At 34.8% G+C, this 16,460-nt stretch carries 17 protein-coding genes and 1 pseudogene; 10 read left to right on the top strand and 8 right to left on the bottom strand.

What is annotated here, in order from left to right:
* The first annotated feature begins 9 nt into the window (after positions 1 to 9).
* The gene (locus tag CCK98_RS33190; RefSeq protein ID WP_088090844.1) at positions 10 to 330 is read left to right on the top strand and encodes a replication/maintenance protein RepL; all 321 of its coding nucleotides are present in this window, start codon (positions 10 to 12) and stop codon (positions 328 to 330) included.
* A gap of 214 nt (positions 331 to 544) precedes the next feature.
* Here CCK98_RS33190 and CCK98_RS35870 read toward each other — a convergent pair whose 3' ends face one another.
* From CCK98_RS35870 to CCK98_RS33175, 3 genes are all read right to left on the bottom strand, one after another.
* A complete protein-coding gene (locus tag CCK98_RS35870; protein WP_179196064.1) occupies positions 545 to 688 on the bottom strand; it encodes a hypothetical protein in 144 nt (47 codons plus the stop codon).
* Between the two features lie 1,618 nt (positions 689 to 2,306).
* A complete protein-coding gene (locus tag CCK98_RS33180) occupies positions 2,307 to 2,879 on the bottom strand; it encodes a hypothetical protein (protein ID WP_142292255.1) in 573 nt (190 codons plus the stop codon).
* 59 nt (positions 2,880 to 2,938) lie between these two features.
* Positions 2,939 to 4,900: a primary-amine oxidase gene (locus CCK98_RS33175; protein WP_088090841.1), complete on the bottom strand. Its 1,962-nt coding sequence runs from the start codon at positions 4,898 to 4,900 to the stop codon at positions 2,939 to 2,941.
* Positions 4,901 to 5,195: 295 nt separating this feature from the next.
* On the opposite strand from CCK98_RS33175, the gene CCK98_RS33170 reads away from it, so the two are divergent.
* Positions 5,196 to 6,023: a helix-turn-helix domain-containing protein gene (locus CCK98_RS33170; protein WP_088090840.1), complete on the top strand. Its 828-nt coding sequence runs from the start codon at positions 5,196 to 5,198 to the stop codon at positions 6,021 to 6,023.
* 159 nt (positions 6,024 to 6,182) lie between these two features.
* Here CCK98_RS33170 and CCK98_RS33165 read toward each other — a convergent pair whose 3' ends face one another.
* On the bottom strand, positions 6,183 to 7,532 hold the full coding sequence (locus CCK98_RS33165; RefSeq protein WP_088090839.1) for an ammonium transporter: 1,350 nt from the start codon (positions 7,530 to 7,532) through the stop codon (positions 6,183 to 6,185).
* Positions 7,533 to 7,736: 204 nt separating this feature from the next.
* The gene (locus tag CCK98_RS33160; RefSeq protein WP_088090838.1) at positions 7,737 to 8,507 is read right to left on the bottom strand and encodes an IclR family transcriptional regulator; all 771 of its coding nucleotides are present in this window, start codon (positions 8,505 to 8,507) and stop codon (positions 7,737 to 7,739) included.
* Between the two features lie 382 nt (positions 8,508 to 8,889).
* Here CCK98_RS33160 and CCK98_RS36890 point away from each other — a divergent pair, with 382 nt between their 5' ends.
* The 7 genes and pseudogenes from CCK98_RS36890 to CCK98_RS35865 all read left to right on the top strand — a co-directional run bounded on the left by CCK98_RS36890 (position 8,890) and on the right by CCK98_RS35865 (position 11,704).
* Complete coding sequence (locus CCK98_RS36890) at positions 8,890 to 9,015, top strand: hypothetical protein (RefSeq protein WP_306299003.1); 126 nt, start codon at positions 8,890 to 8,892, stop codon at positions 9,013 to 9,015.
* Positions 8,990 to 9,286 (top strand): cupin domain-containing protein, encoded by a 297-nt coding sequence (locus CCK98_RS33155; RefSeq protein ID WP_306299002.1) that lies wholly within the window; start codon positions 8,990 to 8,992, stop codon positions 9,284 to 9,286. Before CCK98_RS36890 ends, CCK98_RS33155 begins: the two co-directional genes overlap by 26 nt.
* 186 nt (positions 9,287 to 9,472) lie before the next feature.
* The gene (locus CCK98_RS33150; RefSeq protein WP_088090837.1) at positions 9,473 to 9,670 is read left to right on the top strand and encodes a hypothetical protein; all 198 of its coding nucleotides are present in this window, start codon (positions 9,473 to 9,475) and stop codon (positions 9,668 to 9,670) included.
* A pseudogene (locus CCK98_RS36695) lies at positions 9,633 to 9,749 on the top strand (6-phospho-3-hexuloisomerase); the annotation flags it as partial. The gene CCK98_RS33150 and the pseudogene CCK98_RS36695, both read left to right, overlap by 38 nt.
* A 310-nt stretch (positions 9,750 to 10,059) precedes the next feature.
* Positions 10,060 to 10,431 carry a helix-turn-helix domain-containing protein gene (locus CCK98_RS33140; RefSeq protein WP_088090836.1) on the top strand — a complete coding sequence of 124 codons (372 nt, stop codon included), beginning with the start codon at positions 10,060 to 10,062 and terminating at the stop codon, positions 10,429 to 10,431.
* Between the two features lie 655 nt (positions 10,432 to 11,086).
* Complete coding sequence (locus CCK98_RS33130; RefSeq protein WP_088090834.1) at positions 11,087 to 11,425, top strand: YolD-like family protein; 339 nt, start codon at positions 11,087 to 11,089, stop codon at positions 11,423 to 11,425.
* Positions 11,426 to 11,536: 111 nt separating this feature from the next.
* Positions 11,537 to 11,704 carry a hypothetical protein gene (locus CCK98_RS35865; RefSeq protein ID WP_179196063.1) on the top strand — a complete coding sequence of 56 codons (168 nt, stop codon included), beginning with the start codon at positions 11,537 to 11,539 and terminating at the stop codon, positions 11,702 to 11,704.
* A gap of 1,073 nt (positions 11,705 to 12,777) precedes the next feature.
* On the opposite strand, the gene CCK98_RS33125 is transcribed toward CCK98_RS35865, so the two are convergent.
* A complete protein-coding gene (locus tag CCK98_RS33125; protein WP_088090833.1) occupies positions 12,778 to 13,233 on the bottom strand; it encodes an N-acetyltransferase in 456 nt (151 codons plus the stop codon).
* 503 nt (positions 13,234 to 13,736) lie between these two features.
* On the bottom strand, positions 13,737 to 13,859 hold the full coding sequence (locus tag CCK98_RS33120; protein ID WP_088090832.1) for a GapA-binding peptide SR1P: 123 nt from the start codon (positions 13,857 to 13,859) through the stop codon (positions 13,737 to 13,739).
* Between the two features lie 949 nt (positions 13,860 to 14,808).
* Between CCK98_RS33120 and CCK98_RS33115 the strand changes: the two genes are divergently transcribed.
* Positions 14,809 to 15,285, top strand: a complete 477-nt coding sequence (locus CCK98_RS33115) for a metal-dependent hydrolase (RefSeq protein ID WP_088090831.1) — start codon at positions 14,809 to 14,811, stop codon at positions 15,283 to 15,285.
* A gap of 960 nt (positions 15,286 to 16,245) precedes the next feature.
* On the opposite strand, the gene CCK98_RS35860 is transcribed toward CCK98_RS33115, so the two are convergent.
* Positions 16,246 to 16,404 (bottom strand): hypothetical protein, encoded by a 159-nt coding sequence (locus tag CCK98_RS35860; RefSeq protein WP_168243672.1) that lies wholly within the window; start codon positions 16,402 to 16,404, stop codon positions 16,246 to 16,248.
* Positions 16,405 to 16,460 lie beyond the last annotated feature (56 nt).

Raw genomic sequence — 16,460 nt, 5'->3', positions numbered from 1 at the left:
TGGACAATAATGGGACAAAATTTTGTGAAGATGTATAAGACAAGCATGGCCAATTTGATAGAGTTGATCGAAGGTAAGCAGCAAGCAACAGTGGTCAGTTACATAATAAGAAATATAAACTTAGGTGAAAACTTGGTAATTGGAACTCAAAGGGAGATTGCAGCTGCGTGTGGAGTTAGTACTAAAACGGTGAACGAGATATTCAAAGCGTTAGCTGAAAAAGGATTTCTCAAGAAAAAATCTGGGGCTTATATGTTATCGCCGGATGTGTTTTATAGGGGAAGTGAACAACAAAAATTTCAATCTTATTCAAAAATACAAGTCCTTTGATAAAGAAAGGGATCATCTAAATTGATAATCCCTTTTTTACTTGCCAAACAAGGGAGAGATGCTACCAAAATTCCCTACAGTTAAAAAGCGTCTGCATGCAAATGCAAACGCCTCTTCGGAGGTAAATTTTTATGAATGCTGATATGGTAATAATAACATATGCACCCACCAATAAAGCTGAATGGGACAAGTGCTGATTATTATAGCCAAGCCCCTAAAAAGGGCTTTTTATTTTTTCCCGTCTAATTAGCAGATATATCATTACCCCGTAAAAAGCTAGGTTGCCAATTACCTTTGTTGACGTTACCACCATAAAACTAATAATAACTAAGAACATTTGCAATAAATCCAATTCCATAAAAAAACCTCCCCCTAAAGTTTAGCCACACAATAACTATGACGCGAGACAAACCGTTTTCGGACGCCCTCACTAAATAAAACGAACGACCTGGCGTTGTCGCGCACTCTACTTTATATGCCGTGCAACTTAACGTTTTCGGACAAAAAAGCAACAATAACGCGGGAATTTCAATTCAGCTGTCTTACTGACGGCATTTTTAGGTTTAACTTTACTGAAACAGGGGTAATTGTGGTTATGGAGTATTTCCCCTATTCTGTTGTAGAGTTCCACTCCCTGACAAGTTGGCTATCAAAAGATAGCCAACTTTTTATTAAATGCTTTGATATAATGCTTGTCCGCAACGTAAAAAAGCCTAACCCATTACAGGTTAAGCAGATTTACCGCAAGGTTAATTAATGCCGTCACTAGTCCGACAACCTCACTAGCGGTAAGGGAATGCATTCATTGGTTGCTTACTAGAAACGTAGGCAGGGACAAGCACGCAGCTTTCGAGTGTGTTTTAAAGGGCATCGTAGCAAGAACCGGTTCAGATGCAAAGGCCACGGACATTTCACGGGTTATGAGGATGCCATCCACGATCCGGGTACTGCTGATGGTTATTTCATTCTCTGTGTCTTCAAAAAAAACATGTTCCTGCAGCAATTGTCTCTCCCCCTTCCCTTTTATTCTATCAGCCAGGTAGAAGAGAAAAAATCGATATTTTCAACTCTTTCAAAAAAGTTGTAAAATTTATCTTTAGAGGAAAATAAGATAATCACTAACCTGCATCCGTTAGTTTAAGTGAAAACTTTCACAACAATGCCATTTATACTGATTTTAATACACAAAATAAGAATATCCCCTAAGCGAACCTTTAGAGGATATTAAGTCAAATAAAAAAATCCAGGCATTTGACTGGACTTTTTTGTCATTATCCGACAAGTTGCTAATATCTGTATATTAAAGATAAAAAAATAGCGGAATGTAGATGAATGATGTGAAAATCAGTATAGCATAGCTTTTATTCTGGAACGCACGGGGAAAATCCCCTTACGAAAAAATGAATGAAATACAACGAATGTAACGGTGAACAGTTTTCAGTGTTTCCGCTAGTTAAAATATTTAGCCCTTCTAGCAAAATGTGGAGTACATACGCTTAAGCTGAGAAGGGCTGTGATATGGATGAGTGCACACATAGCCAATATTATCCACAATTAGAGGGTAATCATTTCAACTCGTTTCCATTTCATATCTTTAAAATTTTTGAGAATGGACGGTGTTGTAAAGGCCGTTTCTAAATATCGTTCCCAATTATCTTTATGATCAAAAGGGAGTAAAAACTTTAATAAAGCGCCCTAGCATAAATCATTCAATTTTGCAGTTTTTACCTTCAGGCTGCCACATAGCACATGTTACTGTTGTGCAAAAAAACTCATGCAAAAATAAAGTAAATTGAAGAATAATAAAAATATTCAATTCAGACTATTACTATCTCCTGTGAATCAATAGACGGAGTAGTTTTAGCAGCTAAAGTACTAATCGGAATAATGTAGAAAAAGGCAAGTAATGTGAGCAAGAAGCTCCCTTTTTTTCGAAGAAAAAGATTCCTCCATATATATGGTTTATTTTCTCCATACTAATGATGGTGCTCATGATTTATTTGAGAACTTTCGTTGACGTCCTGAGCACTACTTTCTACCGTTGCCACTATTCCGATAACTGATAGGGATAAAACCAATGAAAGTAAAAGTAGAGCTACTTTAGTTCCTTTCATTCGATTTTCTTTTACTGCCTCTTTATTCACCATGAGCATTAAAGACATAACAGAAAATAAATAAATGATATCCATTGCAATGATCATAAAAACTTTACGGTTTTCTGGCATCATTTCTCCAAGCATTGCCCCCATCATGGCTCCCATCAAACTTGTAGCCATGGCCTCAATGATTCCTGATAATCCAAAAATTTCACCTATAAAATACGCGACCACACAGCTGACTCCAATCGATAATACCGTTGAATAAGCCAATTCACCTGGTAATAAAAGGGCAAGAAGGAGACCAATCATTGTACTACTTACCATTCCTAATGACATCGAAATACACATACCAGTTGTTGAACTTATGCACTGTTTTTTTGCCGCAGTATGGATACAAAAGTAAATTGTGTAGGCAACGATCAATATTGAACTAATAAATAGTAGCATCATTGTACCTCCAAATTTGTAATAGGGGAGTTGGTCAATGAAACCAACTCCCTCATCCTTTATTAATGGCAGGAATCGCCTTTAGTCATGTTGCAAGCAGAGTTTTTATCCTGCGGGCGTGGAAGATCTAATGCCGGGTTACGATCAAAGAATCCTACGGGCTTTAATTGGAAACTTTGATACGCAGTTGGCATTATTGGCCAATCTTCTGGACGAGTAATATGATGATGACCCATTGTATACCAAACAACAATATCTTCATTCTCTATCGGACGGTCTGCTTTTACATAATGCTCTAAGCTATCTCCGCCTTTAGATTGGTTAGGATATTTACCTGAAGCATACATTTGATCACGATCAAATTTCGTTACATGGAGATGATTTTTAATAAATCCTGCACGTTGAATTACTGTTGCATCATCACTTGCAAATGGTAGACAGTTTTCTCCAGTGACAATTTTGTAACCTACTGGTTGATCAACAAAGTTTTTAGAATTAGAATTTACAATTTTCCATGTTCTTTGTGTAGCTAAATCAATATTACGTACTGATTCACTTTCTGTTTTAAACGTATTTGATACTGTATAGAAAGCATTATTATTTGGGTTTTCTGGTCCTGGCTTTTCTGGGACAGTATGTGTTTCAACTACTGAGTTTTTCACCCCATCAAGCATTGGATCGATACGGAAATTAAAGAAATGTTGATGGTATGGAGCATTCACCTGTGGTGCAACCTCAGTTCCATACTTAGGTTTTTCTCCTTCATCTAGGGCACCAACATTTAAGATACCTGTTAATTTCACTTCACATTCAATGGTTCCATCTGGATAGAAAGACCAGAAGAATCCATAATCATAGTTTGCTACTGTTGCAAAGAATGAGATGACGAGACGACGTGAGCGACGTACTTCCACTCGGTTCGTTCTCCAATCTGTATGTTTCCATGCCACTCCGTAATCCTCTTCATGAAGACATACTGCATTTTTCACCATAAATGGTTCACCTTTACTATTTGACATCACAGCATCAAAGTATTGAATATGTCCAACACAGTCACAACCTAACTCCAATGAGTTCGCAAGCTGGCCGATCCCATATTCCCCAGCATCAAAAGCATTTTGCCAGTTATGAGCAGGATTTGTATCACTGTATGGAACAACCATCTCAGATAAAGCAGCACGATATAGAATCGGACGTACTTTTCCTTTATCCTCGTATCCCACTGTATGAATAACAAGCCCTTCTCTTGGAGTAAAACCAAATCGAATATTCCATTTTTGCCATTTAATTGAATGTCCATCGATTTCAAAGCTTGGACCTTCTGGTTGAATAATGTCCAATGGTTTTAAATCTTGTCTTGTTTCGATTGGATAACTTTTCGCTTCTTCAGGTATATAAGCACCATCTGTTGGTGGTAGTGGTTTTACACCATAGTCTTCAATTCTCAAGATTTCCATTTTATTTACATCCACTACTGAAATTAGACCTGTAATTGGATAAGCATATCCATTCTCTCCATGATCTGGTCTTACCCAACCTAATGCACGAATAAGTCTTTTGCCTTCATCTTCTTCGATATTAAAGTAACCCGATGACCAAGGGTCTATCATGACTAAACTCGGATCTGTAATTCCGCGTTTTAAAAGAGCTGCTTGATAGTCTGGGTCATTTTTAACTAATTCTTCAACTGCCTCAAATTCATCAAGTATAAATCCCGGTCGAACATCTGGAATAAACCCCCATGAAACAACCTGATTTTTTGTAAGAGATACGACTGCTTCATATGTTTCATTCGTATTTGGCTCTAATAGAATAATAGATACTTCTCTTTCAAAAGGATCTCCCTCTTTAAAATTTAGAGCAACTTCTTTTACTGGTTCATGTAATACAACTTGTGCAAACCTAGTCGATTCGCTAATATTCTTTTCCTTTCTTACAACCGCTACCGCTTTTGTAATTTCTTCAGCTGTTAAAGGCTCTAATGGATGAGTAGCTTTTTTTACTTTCATTTCATGTGTTTGCATACGCAATTCCTCCCTTTAATTAGCAATCAATAATCTGATTTTTATATACGTTTCATCTTTATTACTCTTTAAGAATATTTATTTTTTTGTAGAATTTATTGTAAAAAACGAAACTATGTTATGTTTCCTTCAATTTTCACGTAAGATTTTCTGACACTAAACACTATATATATAGTGTAAATGATATTATGTTTTCATATAAAAAATTTAAATTTATCAAAATGTTTAATTAGCCCATTTACAAATCTTCCATTAATCTATTACATCTTCTGTTATTAAAGAAAGGAGCATCAAAATGAATAAACATAAGAATAGTCGAAATTACTTTTTTCCTTCCCAACCTGAAATTCCGAAAAATACATTTTTTTATCAAGAGTTTAAACCCATTGGATTGTGGTTTAGCCAAAATATTGCACTGTTTTACCAATTTAAAACAGTGCCTAATTCTACTACGCTTCTTTCGATTATTCCTGATGGTAGTTTTGATCTTTTATTTTGTTGCGATCCAACATATCCGTCTGCCGTCCTTTGGACAAGCCCTTTCCATCGAAAAAAAGAACCAAAATTCCGATCAGACTGTGAGTATTTTGGTGTTAGATTTTTCCCAGAGCAAAGTATAATTAAATTAAATTACCCAATGAAAGAACTTCTCGATCAGCATATTCCGTTATTTGAGGTGCTTCCTGATGATGAATCTATTATGGAATCAATTGTTTCGGGGAAATCTTTCAGCAAGAGAATCACACAATTCGAAAAGTATTTACAAAGGATTCTTTCTGATATGGGTAGAGACAAAAAAATGATCCGTTATGCTATTGAAAAAATCTATTCCTCTCAAGGCATGCTGAGTGTTCATGAATTATCCGATTCCCTTGGGTATTCCGAACAGCATATTCGTAGAAAGTTTGAGGCGTATATTGGATTTTCCCCTAAACAATTTTTTCAAATTGTTAAGTTTCAAAATTCCTTAGATATGTATTTAAAAAAAGACGGATCCGACATTTTAGATATCATTTATGAAAATGGATACTATGATCAAGCCCATTTTATTAAGAGTTTTAAAAAATTCGCTAATTTAACACCTAAACAATATAAAAAATACTTTAGTGAAAACCCTATTTAATTCTTATATACCTGCATCTCCGAATGTAAAGGATATCTTTTTTGAAATATCATAAGAAGAGGTTAGGGAAATTTATGAAATGAAAAGCCGTCAGCTTCAAAATACTTGAATGTTCAAGGATCGAAAACTGACGGCATTTTCACTACAACTTAACGGTTATTATCTTATCTCGTATTTTTTTAAGATCATTTTAGATTCTGTATTATAAGCAGGCTCATCGTGAAAACTTAAATCTAAACCTACTAATTCCTCTTTTTCACTCACGCGCAACGGTGTAAATAAGCTAATAACTTTTAAGATGACGAACGTCCCTACTACTGTCAAAACGATCGCTACCCCAACACCAGTAAGCTGATGAAGCAATTGCTCTGGATTTCCATAGAACACCCCATCATTACCAGCTGGATTTATCGCTTTGCTAGCAAAAAGACCTGTAGCAATCGCTCCCCAGATACCAGCCAAACCATGAACGCCAAATGCATCCAATGTATCATCGTACTTTAACCTTGCTTTCAAAAAATAAATACTAAAATAGCATACAGGTGCACCAATAAAGCCAATGATTAATGCTGACGGAACAGATACAAAACCTGCTGCTGGAGTAATTGCGACTAAACCAGCAATAGCACCTGTAGCTGTGCCGACAAGCGTCGGGCGTTTACGTATGATCCACTCGATAATAAGCCAACCTATTCCAGCGGCTGCTCCCGCTACATGAGTATTAAGAACAACTAGAGCGGTGAGGCCACCTGATGCTAGTGCACTCCCACCATTAAATCCAAACCAACCAAACCATAAAGTAGCGGCACCGAATAAGAATAGAACAACATTATGTGGCTTTTGTTCCAAGGAATAAGCCCGTCTAGGACCAATCATGATGGCAGCCACAAGAGCTGCAACTCCTGACGTAATATGAACAACGGTTCCACCAGCAAAATCTAGTTCGCCCAATTGTGCTAGCAAACCACCTCCCCATACCATGTGAGCCATCGGTGCGTACACAACAGTTGGCCATAAAATCGTAAATAAAATCCATGCTTTAAAAGAAATCCTTCCAGCGATTCCACTTGAAATGATCGCCACTGTGATCGCTACATAAACGATCTGTAATACCGCAAACAAATAATGAGGAATCATTAATGAACCATATGCTTCTGGTCCAACTCCTTTAAATCCTACATAATCCAACCCCCCAATAAAGCCTCCGATACTTGTACCATAACTTAAGCTATAACCCCATAAAACCCAAACGACACTAACAATTAATAGGCTGACAAAACTATGCATTAATGTAGATACAACATTCCTCTCACTGACCAGTCCTCCATAGAAGAGTGCAAGACCAGGTACATGCATAAACAATACAAGTGCTGTGGCTACTATTATCCAAGTAGTATCTCCTGTATCAATCTCTCCAGGAGTAGCAGCGAAGGCATTTATGGGTAATAGAAAAATAAGAAACAAAGCAGATACAAATAATAATCCATTTATTTTCAACAATTTCTTCATATATTTTCTCCTCCTCGCACTTATTTTTATGCTATTTTAAATATTCAGAACCATAATCATATAACAACCTAAACCACTTTTTTCTAATCCAATGAAAGCTGCAGTAAACTGTCATCATCACTATAGGATTTTTTTAATTTCTCATTTCCAATCCAAGATCTATCAAACTCCGAACCTATTCCCCCATATAATTATTGAGAAATATTACCTTAAACTTATTTTTGAGGTTGTTTTAATCCATCCCAATTCTTCTGATAATTCCCTCGCGGCTTTTTGTACAAAAACTTCAATGTCTCTTAGTCGACTCCCTGTAACTCTTGCTTCTGGACCATTCACGGTGATCGAGGCTACAACCTTATTTTCCCAAGAAAAAACGGGAGCGGCTATACTAGCTGTTCCTTTTGTAATTTCTCCGAGTGATATGGCTAAACGTTTTTCTTTAATATTTCTAATATCTTCTTTTAATTTTTGTAAATCTTTAATTTTTCCTTTTTCGCTAAGAATTTGTATGATATTTTGTTGAGATTTTCCATTCATAAAGGCCAAAATGACTTTTTGAGAGGCACCAGTACAGAGAGGAACTCTCATCCCAATTGGCTCAGCTAATTTTAACCATTGCATCGTATTTATACAGTCAATAAATACACCTTCATCACCTTCAGGAACTGTTAAATATACACTTTCTTTTGTCTTATCTACCAATCTTTCCATAATTGGAATAGCAATATTTCGCACTAATAGATTATTTCTTAATGAAAATCCAATTCTTAGCAAATTTAAGCCTAAACGGTATTTTTTTGTTTCCAAACTTTTAAAGACAACTCCACTTTCTTCAAGTGAAGAAAGTAACCTATGCACTGTTTGAACAGGGATATCAAGTTCTCGACTAATCTCTGTAGCACTCCACTCCACCTTTTCCTCCTGAGGTGTAAGAACTAATAAAAGTTTGATAGACTTTCGAATGACCTCAGACAATATACATCTTCCCTTTCCATACTAGTAATACAATGACTAAAAGCCAAAGTTTTAAAATGTACTTTTGAATAATTTCCTCCCGCTTCTTCTCGGAACTCTATTATTTATACCTTTTTCATTATTTTTCTATCTTCCCTCTCTTATCTAGAATGTTTTCTTTCTAAACATAATTCTGTTTGATGACATTTTATTGTAAAAAACGAAATTCATGTAAGATTACCTAACGCTCTTTCTAACATTATTCCAATAGTTAAGAAAATCGACTATATCCTCCTATTTTTTTCATGTCATGATAAGGGTGTCCAAAAAAGATAGATATAAGAGGAACTAATATCATAGAGAAACAAATTCCTAATCTAAATAAAATCAAGAGGTGAAGAAAATGAGTGAAAAAGTGTTATCGAAAACAGAATTTACTTTTCTAAGCCAACAACCAGGCGTCCAATTAATTAAAGCTGGTACTTACCAAAAGAAAGAATTAAATGGATTACAACATTACCAGCATTAAAAAGGTAATCATCGACGTACCTATTACAGATCAGAAAAATGCTGTGCAACTGGAATACTTTTCGATGCAGCCATGTGAAAGCTTTACATTTACTTATACGTTTTTGGAGATGAAGGTTGTGCTAAATGGAAAGATCGTGATTCGTGATGATCAAGATCAAAAATATGTAGCAGAGAAGGGAGATGTGTTAATTTTCACTCCTGACACAACTGCTATTTTTGATGGAGAACGTGACGGTGACGCTATCTATACAGCACATCGACTACCTTAGCCTGCTTTTTTGTAATAAAGTGAGACTTTCATTAAAGAGGAATAAAAATGATATAGCCATCAGAAGGTAATCAAATTATCCTTCTATTCGTTTTTCATGATCATAACAAGCATTCTATGATTAAGTTCTCTCTTTTATAGAATGCTTGTTCTATAAAAAATACATGATTACCTGGAGGATGAAAATATGAAACAAAATCACCTTACTCAAGTAAAAATCCCTGATCAACCTTTAATCGATCGTTTTCCTTTTCCTTTTAAAACGGATTCCTATCGTTATTCGAATAATCCAGATGCATTGGAACTACCTTTTCTAATTGATATTACTCCTGAGTATGTTGGGGAAGGGGTCCCTTTTCGAACAAACAATGTTGTTATTTTATGATGCATTGATTTTACGTTTCATGGAAAAAAAAGGCTTAAACTCTAATAAACTGTATGGTAAACACGCCAACCTTGAATAGGTTTATTGGAAAAAAATATGGATATCAAAATAGAAAGAAGCTGTCTCTAAAGGTCGTTAAAAGACGACTATTGGAATCAGCTTCTTTTTTTCTGCAAATTCACTTAAATAATAAAGAGCTTTTCATCTTCAAAACCATGGATCTACATAATCTTACGAGATAATCATACATTGATATTCGTTAAATTTTTCAAAAAGTTGGATTTTTACAATTTTCATTTAACAAATATTAGTATACTTTGAATAATTCAGGTTGATATATAAGCACTTTTATAGATAGTGCGAAACAATATACTATAGGAGGAAAACAAATGAGTCATCTTCAAGGAAAAACATTTAACTGTGAAAAAGAACTTACTCTTTCTATAATCGGTGGAAAATGGAAAATGTTAATTTTATGGTATTTAAGAAAAGAAGGAACAAAACGCTTTGGTGAACTCAGAAAGTTAATTCCAGGAATTACACAACGAATGTTGGTAAATCAATTACGAGAATTAGAAGAAGTTCATATTGTCCATCGTGAAATTTATCCAGTTGTTCCTCCTAAAGTGGAGTATTCACTGACTAAACAAGGGGAAAGCTTAATGCCGATTTTAGAAGCCATGCATAAATGGGGAAAAAACTATATGGAAATAAATAAACCAAATGAATTACATTACATCGATGGAACTCAATCAATATAATGGACATTTGGTCACTAAAACTAGGGTCAAGGGCGCTCTTTGCACAAAAGTTTTTTGCTGTTGCGAAAGCGCCCTTAAGCAAAAAACTTTTGTGCCCCTTGACCGATTTAATAGCATTCTTAGCTTCTAGCCGGAAAGGTTCGGGTGTACTACCGGCTGGAAGCTTAGAAAGCTTGCGATGTTTTACGATTCGGAAGGCAAAAGGGAAAAATAAACAACAAAAGCAGCCGTTTCGGCTGCTCTCCTTTTGTCCTTTATTCTCTTGATCTTTTAATCTTTTGATTTTCCGATTTTCCGGTTTTCGGCTCGTTTGGTATGGCGGTGTAAGCCGTAAATGGAACAGGAACCTACGGAATGTTGCGTAAACCGTACAGACCGTGGTTATCGGTCCATTTAATGCCGAAGCGACACGTACGGACTGACAGAAAGGGTTTTATCCTTTCTGTTCAGTCCGTAGTGCTGCTGCCCAAAGTCGTTCTGTATGCTTTTAACCTTAAGATTATAAAGTCCTTATTTCTGAAGAAAAATCGCAGCCTTAAGGCTGCCTGACTGGCAAAAATCTGTAGGGGGATGTAGGAATATCTAAAATTTTGTAACATTCCCCTTGAATAATAAGAACGAATGTTCCTATAATATATAGAGAGGGGAATTTTTAATGAATAAAGATCATAAAGATCGTGGTATGAAGAAATGGAATGGCTTTTTCATGCCTGAAACCATAAAAATGTGGAAGAATCTTTGGGAGGATGATCATAAAACTCCTAGACCACATCTCGTTGAAACAAAAATTGAAGAGATGGAACGATTATTATTTGAAGGCATGGCCACCAAAAAGCTATTAGAAATTACCACATGGACAAACGGCTTTTTTACTTCACGCGTTGGATTTGTAACAAAAATTGATCCTCTAAAGAAAAAAATTCAAATTCAGTATGAACTGAGATCCACCATCCATCTTGATTTCTTTTCCTTAACCAATGTAATGGTCAAATAAATACTTACCATAAAAAGGTCAAACCTTTACATTATTGCGCTTTAATAGAAGGGATTTTTTCACATTCATAGAAATACATAGAAGACAAGTCATTATACAAGGGGGATTTGAATGGAGTTTTCAGTTCTCGTTTTAGGGTTGCAATATTTCTTGTTGGTTATGATGGGTGGATGCTTGATTTTTTTCATCATAGTGTTATTTTTCTCCAATAGATACACAAGGAGTACATTAAATCAAATGGAACAAAACGAAAAAATGAATGAAATACAACGAATGTAACGGTGAACCGTTTTCAGTGTTTCCGCTAGTTCAAAATATTTAGCCCTTCCAGCTACGCTTAAGCTGTGAAGGGCTGTTATAGGTACGAGTGCAAACGTACAATTATGATCGACAATTAGAGGGTAAGCATTTCAAGCGTTGCCCATTTCATATCTTAAAATTTTAGAAGAATGAACGGTGTCGTAAAAGTCGTTTCGAAATATCGAAGTATTAATTCCCAATAAAAAACTGGATAGCGATTTAATCGATCCAGTACGTATTATTGATATGAAGTTTTTCTTATTATTCTCCTTCACCCATTTTCCACATATTTAACGAACATTTAAGTATTTTATTATAAGGACAATCTACATCTGTCCCTAGTATCGGCCCCACCTACGCCAGATACGCTGACGGCCACGCATGCCATCCAACCCACTATTTATTATAATAGAAAGCGCTTACAACTTCAAGTTTAAATTGAATTTTCAGAAATTTTTCTTATAGTTATATATTTGCTATTACTTTATCAATAAGTGTGCAAAGCCCAACCTCTATCCTTTCAGGTCAAACACTTTTGACCACAAAAGCAATCCATTCATTTAAAATCGGGTATATATGACGTTTGCTTTCACGTAAGCTTGGTCTTTCTTCTTATGTGGAAGCACTCAAGAAACTCAAAAAAAAAATGACTTCTTCCAATATCGTCTGACTGGTCTATTTCAAATGGCCTTCGACCTCCGATTATTTAAGGTACAACAATGGATAAAAGAACAGACCATTAATCATTATCTTATAGAATAATCGGATTTAAATGGCTGTATTGAGTCTAGATAGGCGCTGGCGCTGGACAATTCTCAAAGTCGAAATTTTATACTTTCTTATCTTTCAACAAAATAGGTAACTCGACTTAAATCACGGCCCAAGTGGCGATTATTTACTTGGGTCTTTTCTCGCACGTCGTATTGTGATTACAAATCTAAAATTTATCATTTCCTAAACACCGAAGAAAATGGCACCACATAATGGCGCCATTCCTATTTCTCTTATAAACTGCCAAGTTTAATATCACTGTATGCAACCTATCTGACACCTTACCCAACATACTTAATCATTGCGACTTCATCACAGCAATCCAACTTAGGACAATTCATACAATCCACCCACACTTTTTCAGGCAAAGTCTCCTTTGCTACGATCTTAAAACCACATTTTTTGAAAAACTCTGTTTCGTATGTGAAAGACATTACACGGCTAATTCCAAGTTTCGGTGCATCACTTATAATACGATTAACTAATTTGCGACCAATACCTTTTCCAGCATAATCGGGAGAAACAACCAAAGATCGTATCTCTGCCAGGTCCTGTCCTAAAACATGTAATCCTGCAACCCCTAGTATAATATTATCCTCTTTCATAACATACAAACATTGTAAATGTTGATAGAGTGATAAATACGTACGAGGCAATACGATTCCTTTTTTAGCATAAATTTGGATTAAATCATAAATATCTTTAACATCACTTGTCACTGCATGATAAATATCCATTCTGTATCTCCTTTTTCAATAACTATTGAATAAATATACAATACTACACATTTTTATTCAATAATTATTAGGGACAAAAATATTTTTTGACCCATTAACTAAAAAATAGCTTGGATCTTTCCCCACCCATTAAAGTTAACTTGTAACTTTTGAAAGCATCATGAAGTCCAGGCAAGGATTTTTTTACGTTATTTGGACGGAGGTTTTCTCTCAAAAAGTTAAATCAAAGTCAACTTGAACAGTGGATCTCCCCTTCCAAGTTATATCAAGGCTTATTTACCGATTAGAAGTATTAAAGTGAAATCAATTATGTAATAAAAAACAAAAATATTTTCACTCCCATGAAAATTCAAAAAGCCAAAAAAAGAGCATAACAAAATAGACTCAAAAGTTACATATTTGGTTATTATCCTGAGAAAAAATACCATATATTAATGATTTTAACTATAAAAGCCGTTCTCAACATTTGAGAACGGCTTTTATAGTATTGATTTATGTTTGAATTATTTAGAAGTCTTCTTTTGTTTTTTATCACAGCAAGTGCATTGTCCGTATAAAGTTGATACTTTCTCATTCTCAAAATGATCAATTGTGTTATTGCAACTTTGGCAAATGATAGTTCCCATTATAAAAACTCCCTTTTGTTTGAATTTTATAAGATAGACAATTCTAATTTCTTAAAATGTAAGCGTTTTTTATTTGTTAATATTATAATAGTATGTCACATTTGGTTTGTCAATAATAAATTGTATAACACATTTAAAGAGATAATGTGATAATTATCCCAATCTATCGGAAAAACGTTCCGGACCACATCAGTATTGGGGTCGGATGATAAATTTATTTTTATCAGGGGTCTCGCCAACATTTCGGAAATTTTGTACGGTAAGCAAATTAAAATAAGAAAATTGCTTGTTATGTGTACACTAAGATCTTACCAAAAATGTATTTAGCCTTAATAATTGGAGCTTTGGTTTTGGTAATGAGTTTTGGTGCTATAAATTAACTGATTTTAGGTCTTATAAGACTTCGCTTATTCAAGCACCAAAAACGGTCATTATTGGAACCCTTTTATATCAAGGCTTTCAGCCTTAACGTACAATTTTTCTGTTTTGCTGTCTGTACCCCTATCAAACCGATCAAGTGGGTGTATACATAATCCAATGCAAGAAATACAATATTTATTGCCGATGAAGATTATGAAACGATCATATGGCTGGTTCATTAGTCGAATTCTTGACAAATGCAAATGTAGCGATAAGTTTAACAAGTAAAAAAGCGGATTTCTAAGTAGGAAAATCTAATCTAAAAGACTTTTTTAGTCAGCAAGTCGATGAATACTTTAAAAAAATGGATTCCTAAGGTGAAAAAGTCTAACCTTATTTAGGGAAGTTGGGTCGAACTCCTCTTTCCTCTCTTTTTGTTTTCCGTTTAATATTGGTTTGTCCTGTTTGCATGGGAACTGGAGAAGTTGATGAATAAAGGATTATTTATAATGAATTTATTCCGTATTGTGTATTGGACAAAAGGTGATCAAGCTATTTCATTTGTGGATGAAAAGAATAGGGGAGAAACATGGAAGGGAAAACACATATTGTTGGGGGCTTAGCAGCTGGCGCTCTATATTTAAACTTGGGAGGAGCCGTTGGCCATGAAGCTCTTTTTTTTGGTAGTTTAGCTCTTGGTGCTTTAATTCCGGATATCGACCACACCGGTTCATCGATTGGCCGAAAGGTACCGTTGATTGATAATATAATCAGCAAGGTATTCGGTCATCGTTCCTTTACTCATAGTCTTTTGTTTTTAGTTTTAGCATTCTTCTTATTTCAGCAGACTTTCTGGCCTAAAGATCTTGAATTCGGTATCTTGCTGGGAATGTTCAGTCATATGGCTCTGGATATGCTTACAAAACAAGGAATTAAGTTTTTATGGCCTTTAAAAATCGATATAGGTATACCTGGCGGAATTCGTACCGGCGGTGCAATTGAACAAGGATTTTTCACCGTTTTAGTCGTATATCTTTGTTATGTTGGTTATCAAATTTATTTATAAATCAGGGGGATGATTACACATGGAACTTACTAACGGTCTTTTAAAAGGTTTTGATATCCAACGCAGCAATCCGATGTATAAAGTATTTAAGTTTCATGGACCCACCTCTAATTTTTTTAATTAAAAAGTATAACACTTTTTATATGTAATGTTTTATTAAAGATAAAGAAGAGACGTTTGCCGTAGGAATTTGTCTGATATCAAAGTTGAGTTTAAAGAACACTTCGAATATTGTGCACATTGTGAAAGAAAACGTCGAAAAACAAAGCCACCATTTAAAAATGGGTGGCCTTTTATTTTATTCTCATATATTGGAATTTTGTTAGATACTTAGCAGCTGGATAACAAAAATAAGAATATCATTCCGATGGGAAATAATGGTTCTGGACGACTTGTTCTTTTTCTGCAGATTGGCTCTTCTATCATCTTTTAACCTCTTCAATTATATGCCGAGTTTAACCACATAAAAATCATACAAAATTGAGCTAAAAATAAACATTATACAATGAGTACAACATATGATTTTGGTAGTTTAAATGAATATAATGTATATTTTATATGCTTAGTTAAAAAGTATAAGGAAGCAATACTTGGATGGATATTCAAGCAAGGTGCATTACGTTAAGGTACTTTAAGGCAATTTTACGAACCATCTTGTTTCTTTGATTTCTTAAATAAAAAATACAGATAAGTAGCCCATTTTATTACGAATCCGCCCCTCACTAGAAAAAGAAAGAACCAAGTATTTACGAAATGAGAATAAATTCAATCAAACATAAACCCACCTCAACATGTTCTTTCTTTGGTTTGAACGCTAATGTTCAGCACTATCAAAACCCAGACGCATGGTGCGAGTCAGAGAGGTATAGACTAGGTTAATAAAATGCGGTTACAAAAAAGAGCATCTATCTTAAAAAGATAATGCTCTTTAATTTATATGTATTATTTTATTTAAAAAGTTTAGGAAGCCTTGCGCTCTTTAGCGTTCTTTAGTTCCCTTAACCTTTCTTTGATTAACTCTCTTTGTTCCTCGGTAATAATAAAATCCGTAAGACGATCCTCAAAATGAGCAATACGTCTTTCCAACTCCTCTATAGTAAGGTTATTAGTATTCTTCATAAACCCACCATCTCCTCTTATTATAATTTATATATAATTAATATTCTTCATAAAAT

It is taken from the genome of Bacillus sp. OV166 (assembly GCF_900177675.1).
In the GTDB taxonomy this organism is placed as follows: Bacteria; Bacillota; Bacilli; order Bacillales; family Cytobacillaceae; genus Neobacillus.
The sequence above is the reverse complement of the archived record's forward strand: the minus strand, read 5'-3'. Positions and strand labels throughout refer to the sequence as shown.

Coding starts and splice junctions, on each gene's coding strand:
- CCK98_RS33190 (WP_088090844.1), top strand. CDS start 10: ATGGGACAAAATTTTGTGAAGATGTATAAGACAAGCATGGCCAATTTG.
- CCK98_RS35870 (WP_179196064.1), bottom strand. CDS start 688: ATGGAATTGGATTTATTGCAAATGTTCTTAGTTATTATTAGTTTTATG.
- CCK98_RS33180 (WP_142292255.1), bottom strand. CDS start 2,879: ATGATGCTACTATTTATTAGTTCAATATTGATCGTTGCCTACACAATT.
- CCK98_RS33175 (WP_088090841.1), bottom strand. CDS start 4,900: ATGCAAACACATGAAATGAAAGTAAAAAAAGCTACTCATCCATTAGAG.
- CCK98_RS33170 (WP_088090840.1), top strand. CDS start 5,196: ATGAATAAACATAAGAATAGTCGAAATTACTTTTTTCCTTCCCAACCT.
- CCK98_RS33165 (WP_088090839.1), bottom strand. CDS start 7,532: ATGAAGAAATTGTTGAAAATAAATGGATTATTATTTGTATCTGCTTTG.
- CCK98_RS36890 (WP_306299003.1), top strand. CDS start 8,890: ATGAGTGAAAAAGTGTTATCGAAAACAGAATTTACTTTTCTAAGCCAA.
- CCK98_RS33155 (WP_306299002.1), top strand. CDS start 8,990: ATGGATTACAACATTACCAGCATTAAAAAGGTAATCATCGACGTACCT.
- CCK98_RS33150 (WP_088090837.1), top strand. CDS start 9,473: ATGAAACAAAATCACCTTACTCAAGTAAAAATCCCTGATCAACCTTTA.
- CCK98_RS33140 (WP_088090836.1), top strand. CDS start 10,060: ATGAGTCATCTTCAAGGAAAAACATTTAACTGTGAAAAAGAACTTACT.
- CCK98_RS33130 (WP_088090834.1), top strand. CDS start 11,087: ATGAATAAAGATCATAAAGATCGTGGTATGAAGAAATGGAATGGCTTT.
- CCK98_RS35865 (WP_179196063.1), top strand. CDS start 11,537: ATGGAGTTTTCAGTTCTCGTTTTAGGGTTGCAATATTTCTTGTTGGTT.
- CCK98_RS33125 (WP_088090833.1), bottom strand. CDS start 13,233: ATGGATATTTATCATGCAGTGACAAGTGATGTTAAAGATATTTATGAT.
- CCK98_RS33120 (WP_088090832.1), bottom strand. CDS start 13,859: ATGGGAACTATCATTTGCCAAAGTTGCAATAACACAATTGATCATTTT.
- CCK98_RS33115 (WP_088090831.1), top strand. CDS start 14,809: ATGGAAGGGAAAACACATATTGTTGGGGGCTTAGCAGCTGGCGCTCTA.
- CCK98_RS35860 (WP_168243672.1), bottom strand. CDS start 16,404: ATGAAGAATACTAATAACCTTACTATAGAGGAGTTGGAAAGACGTATT.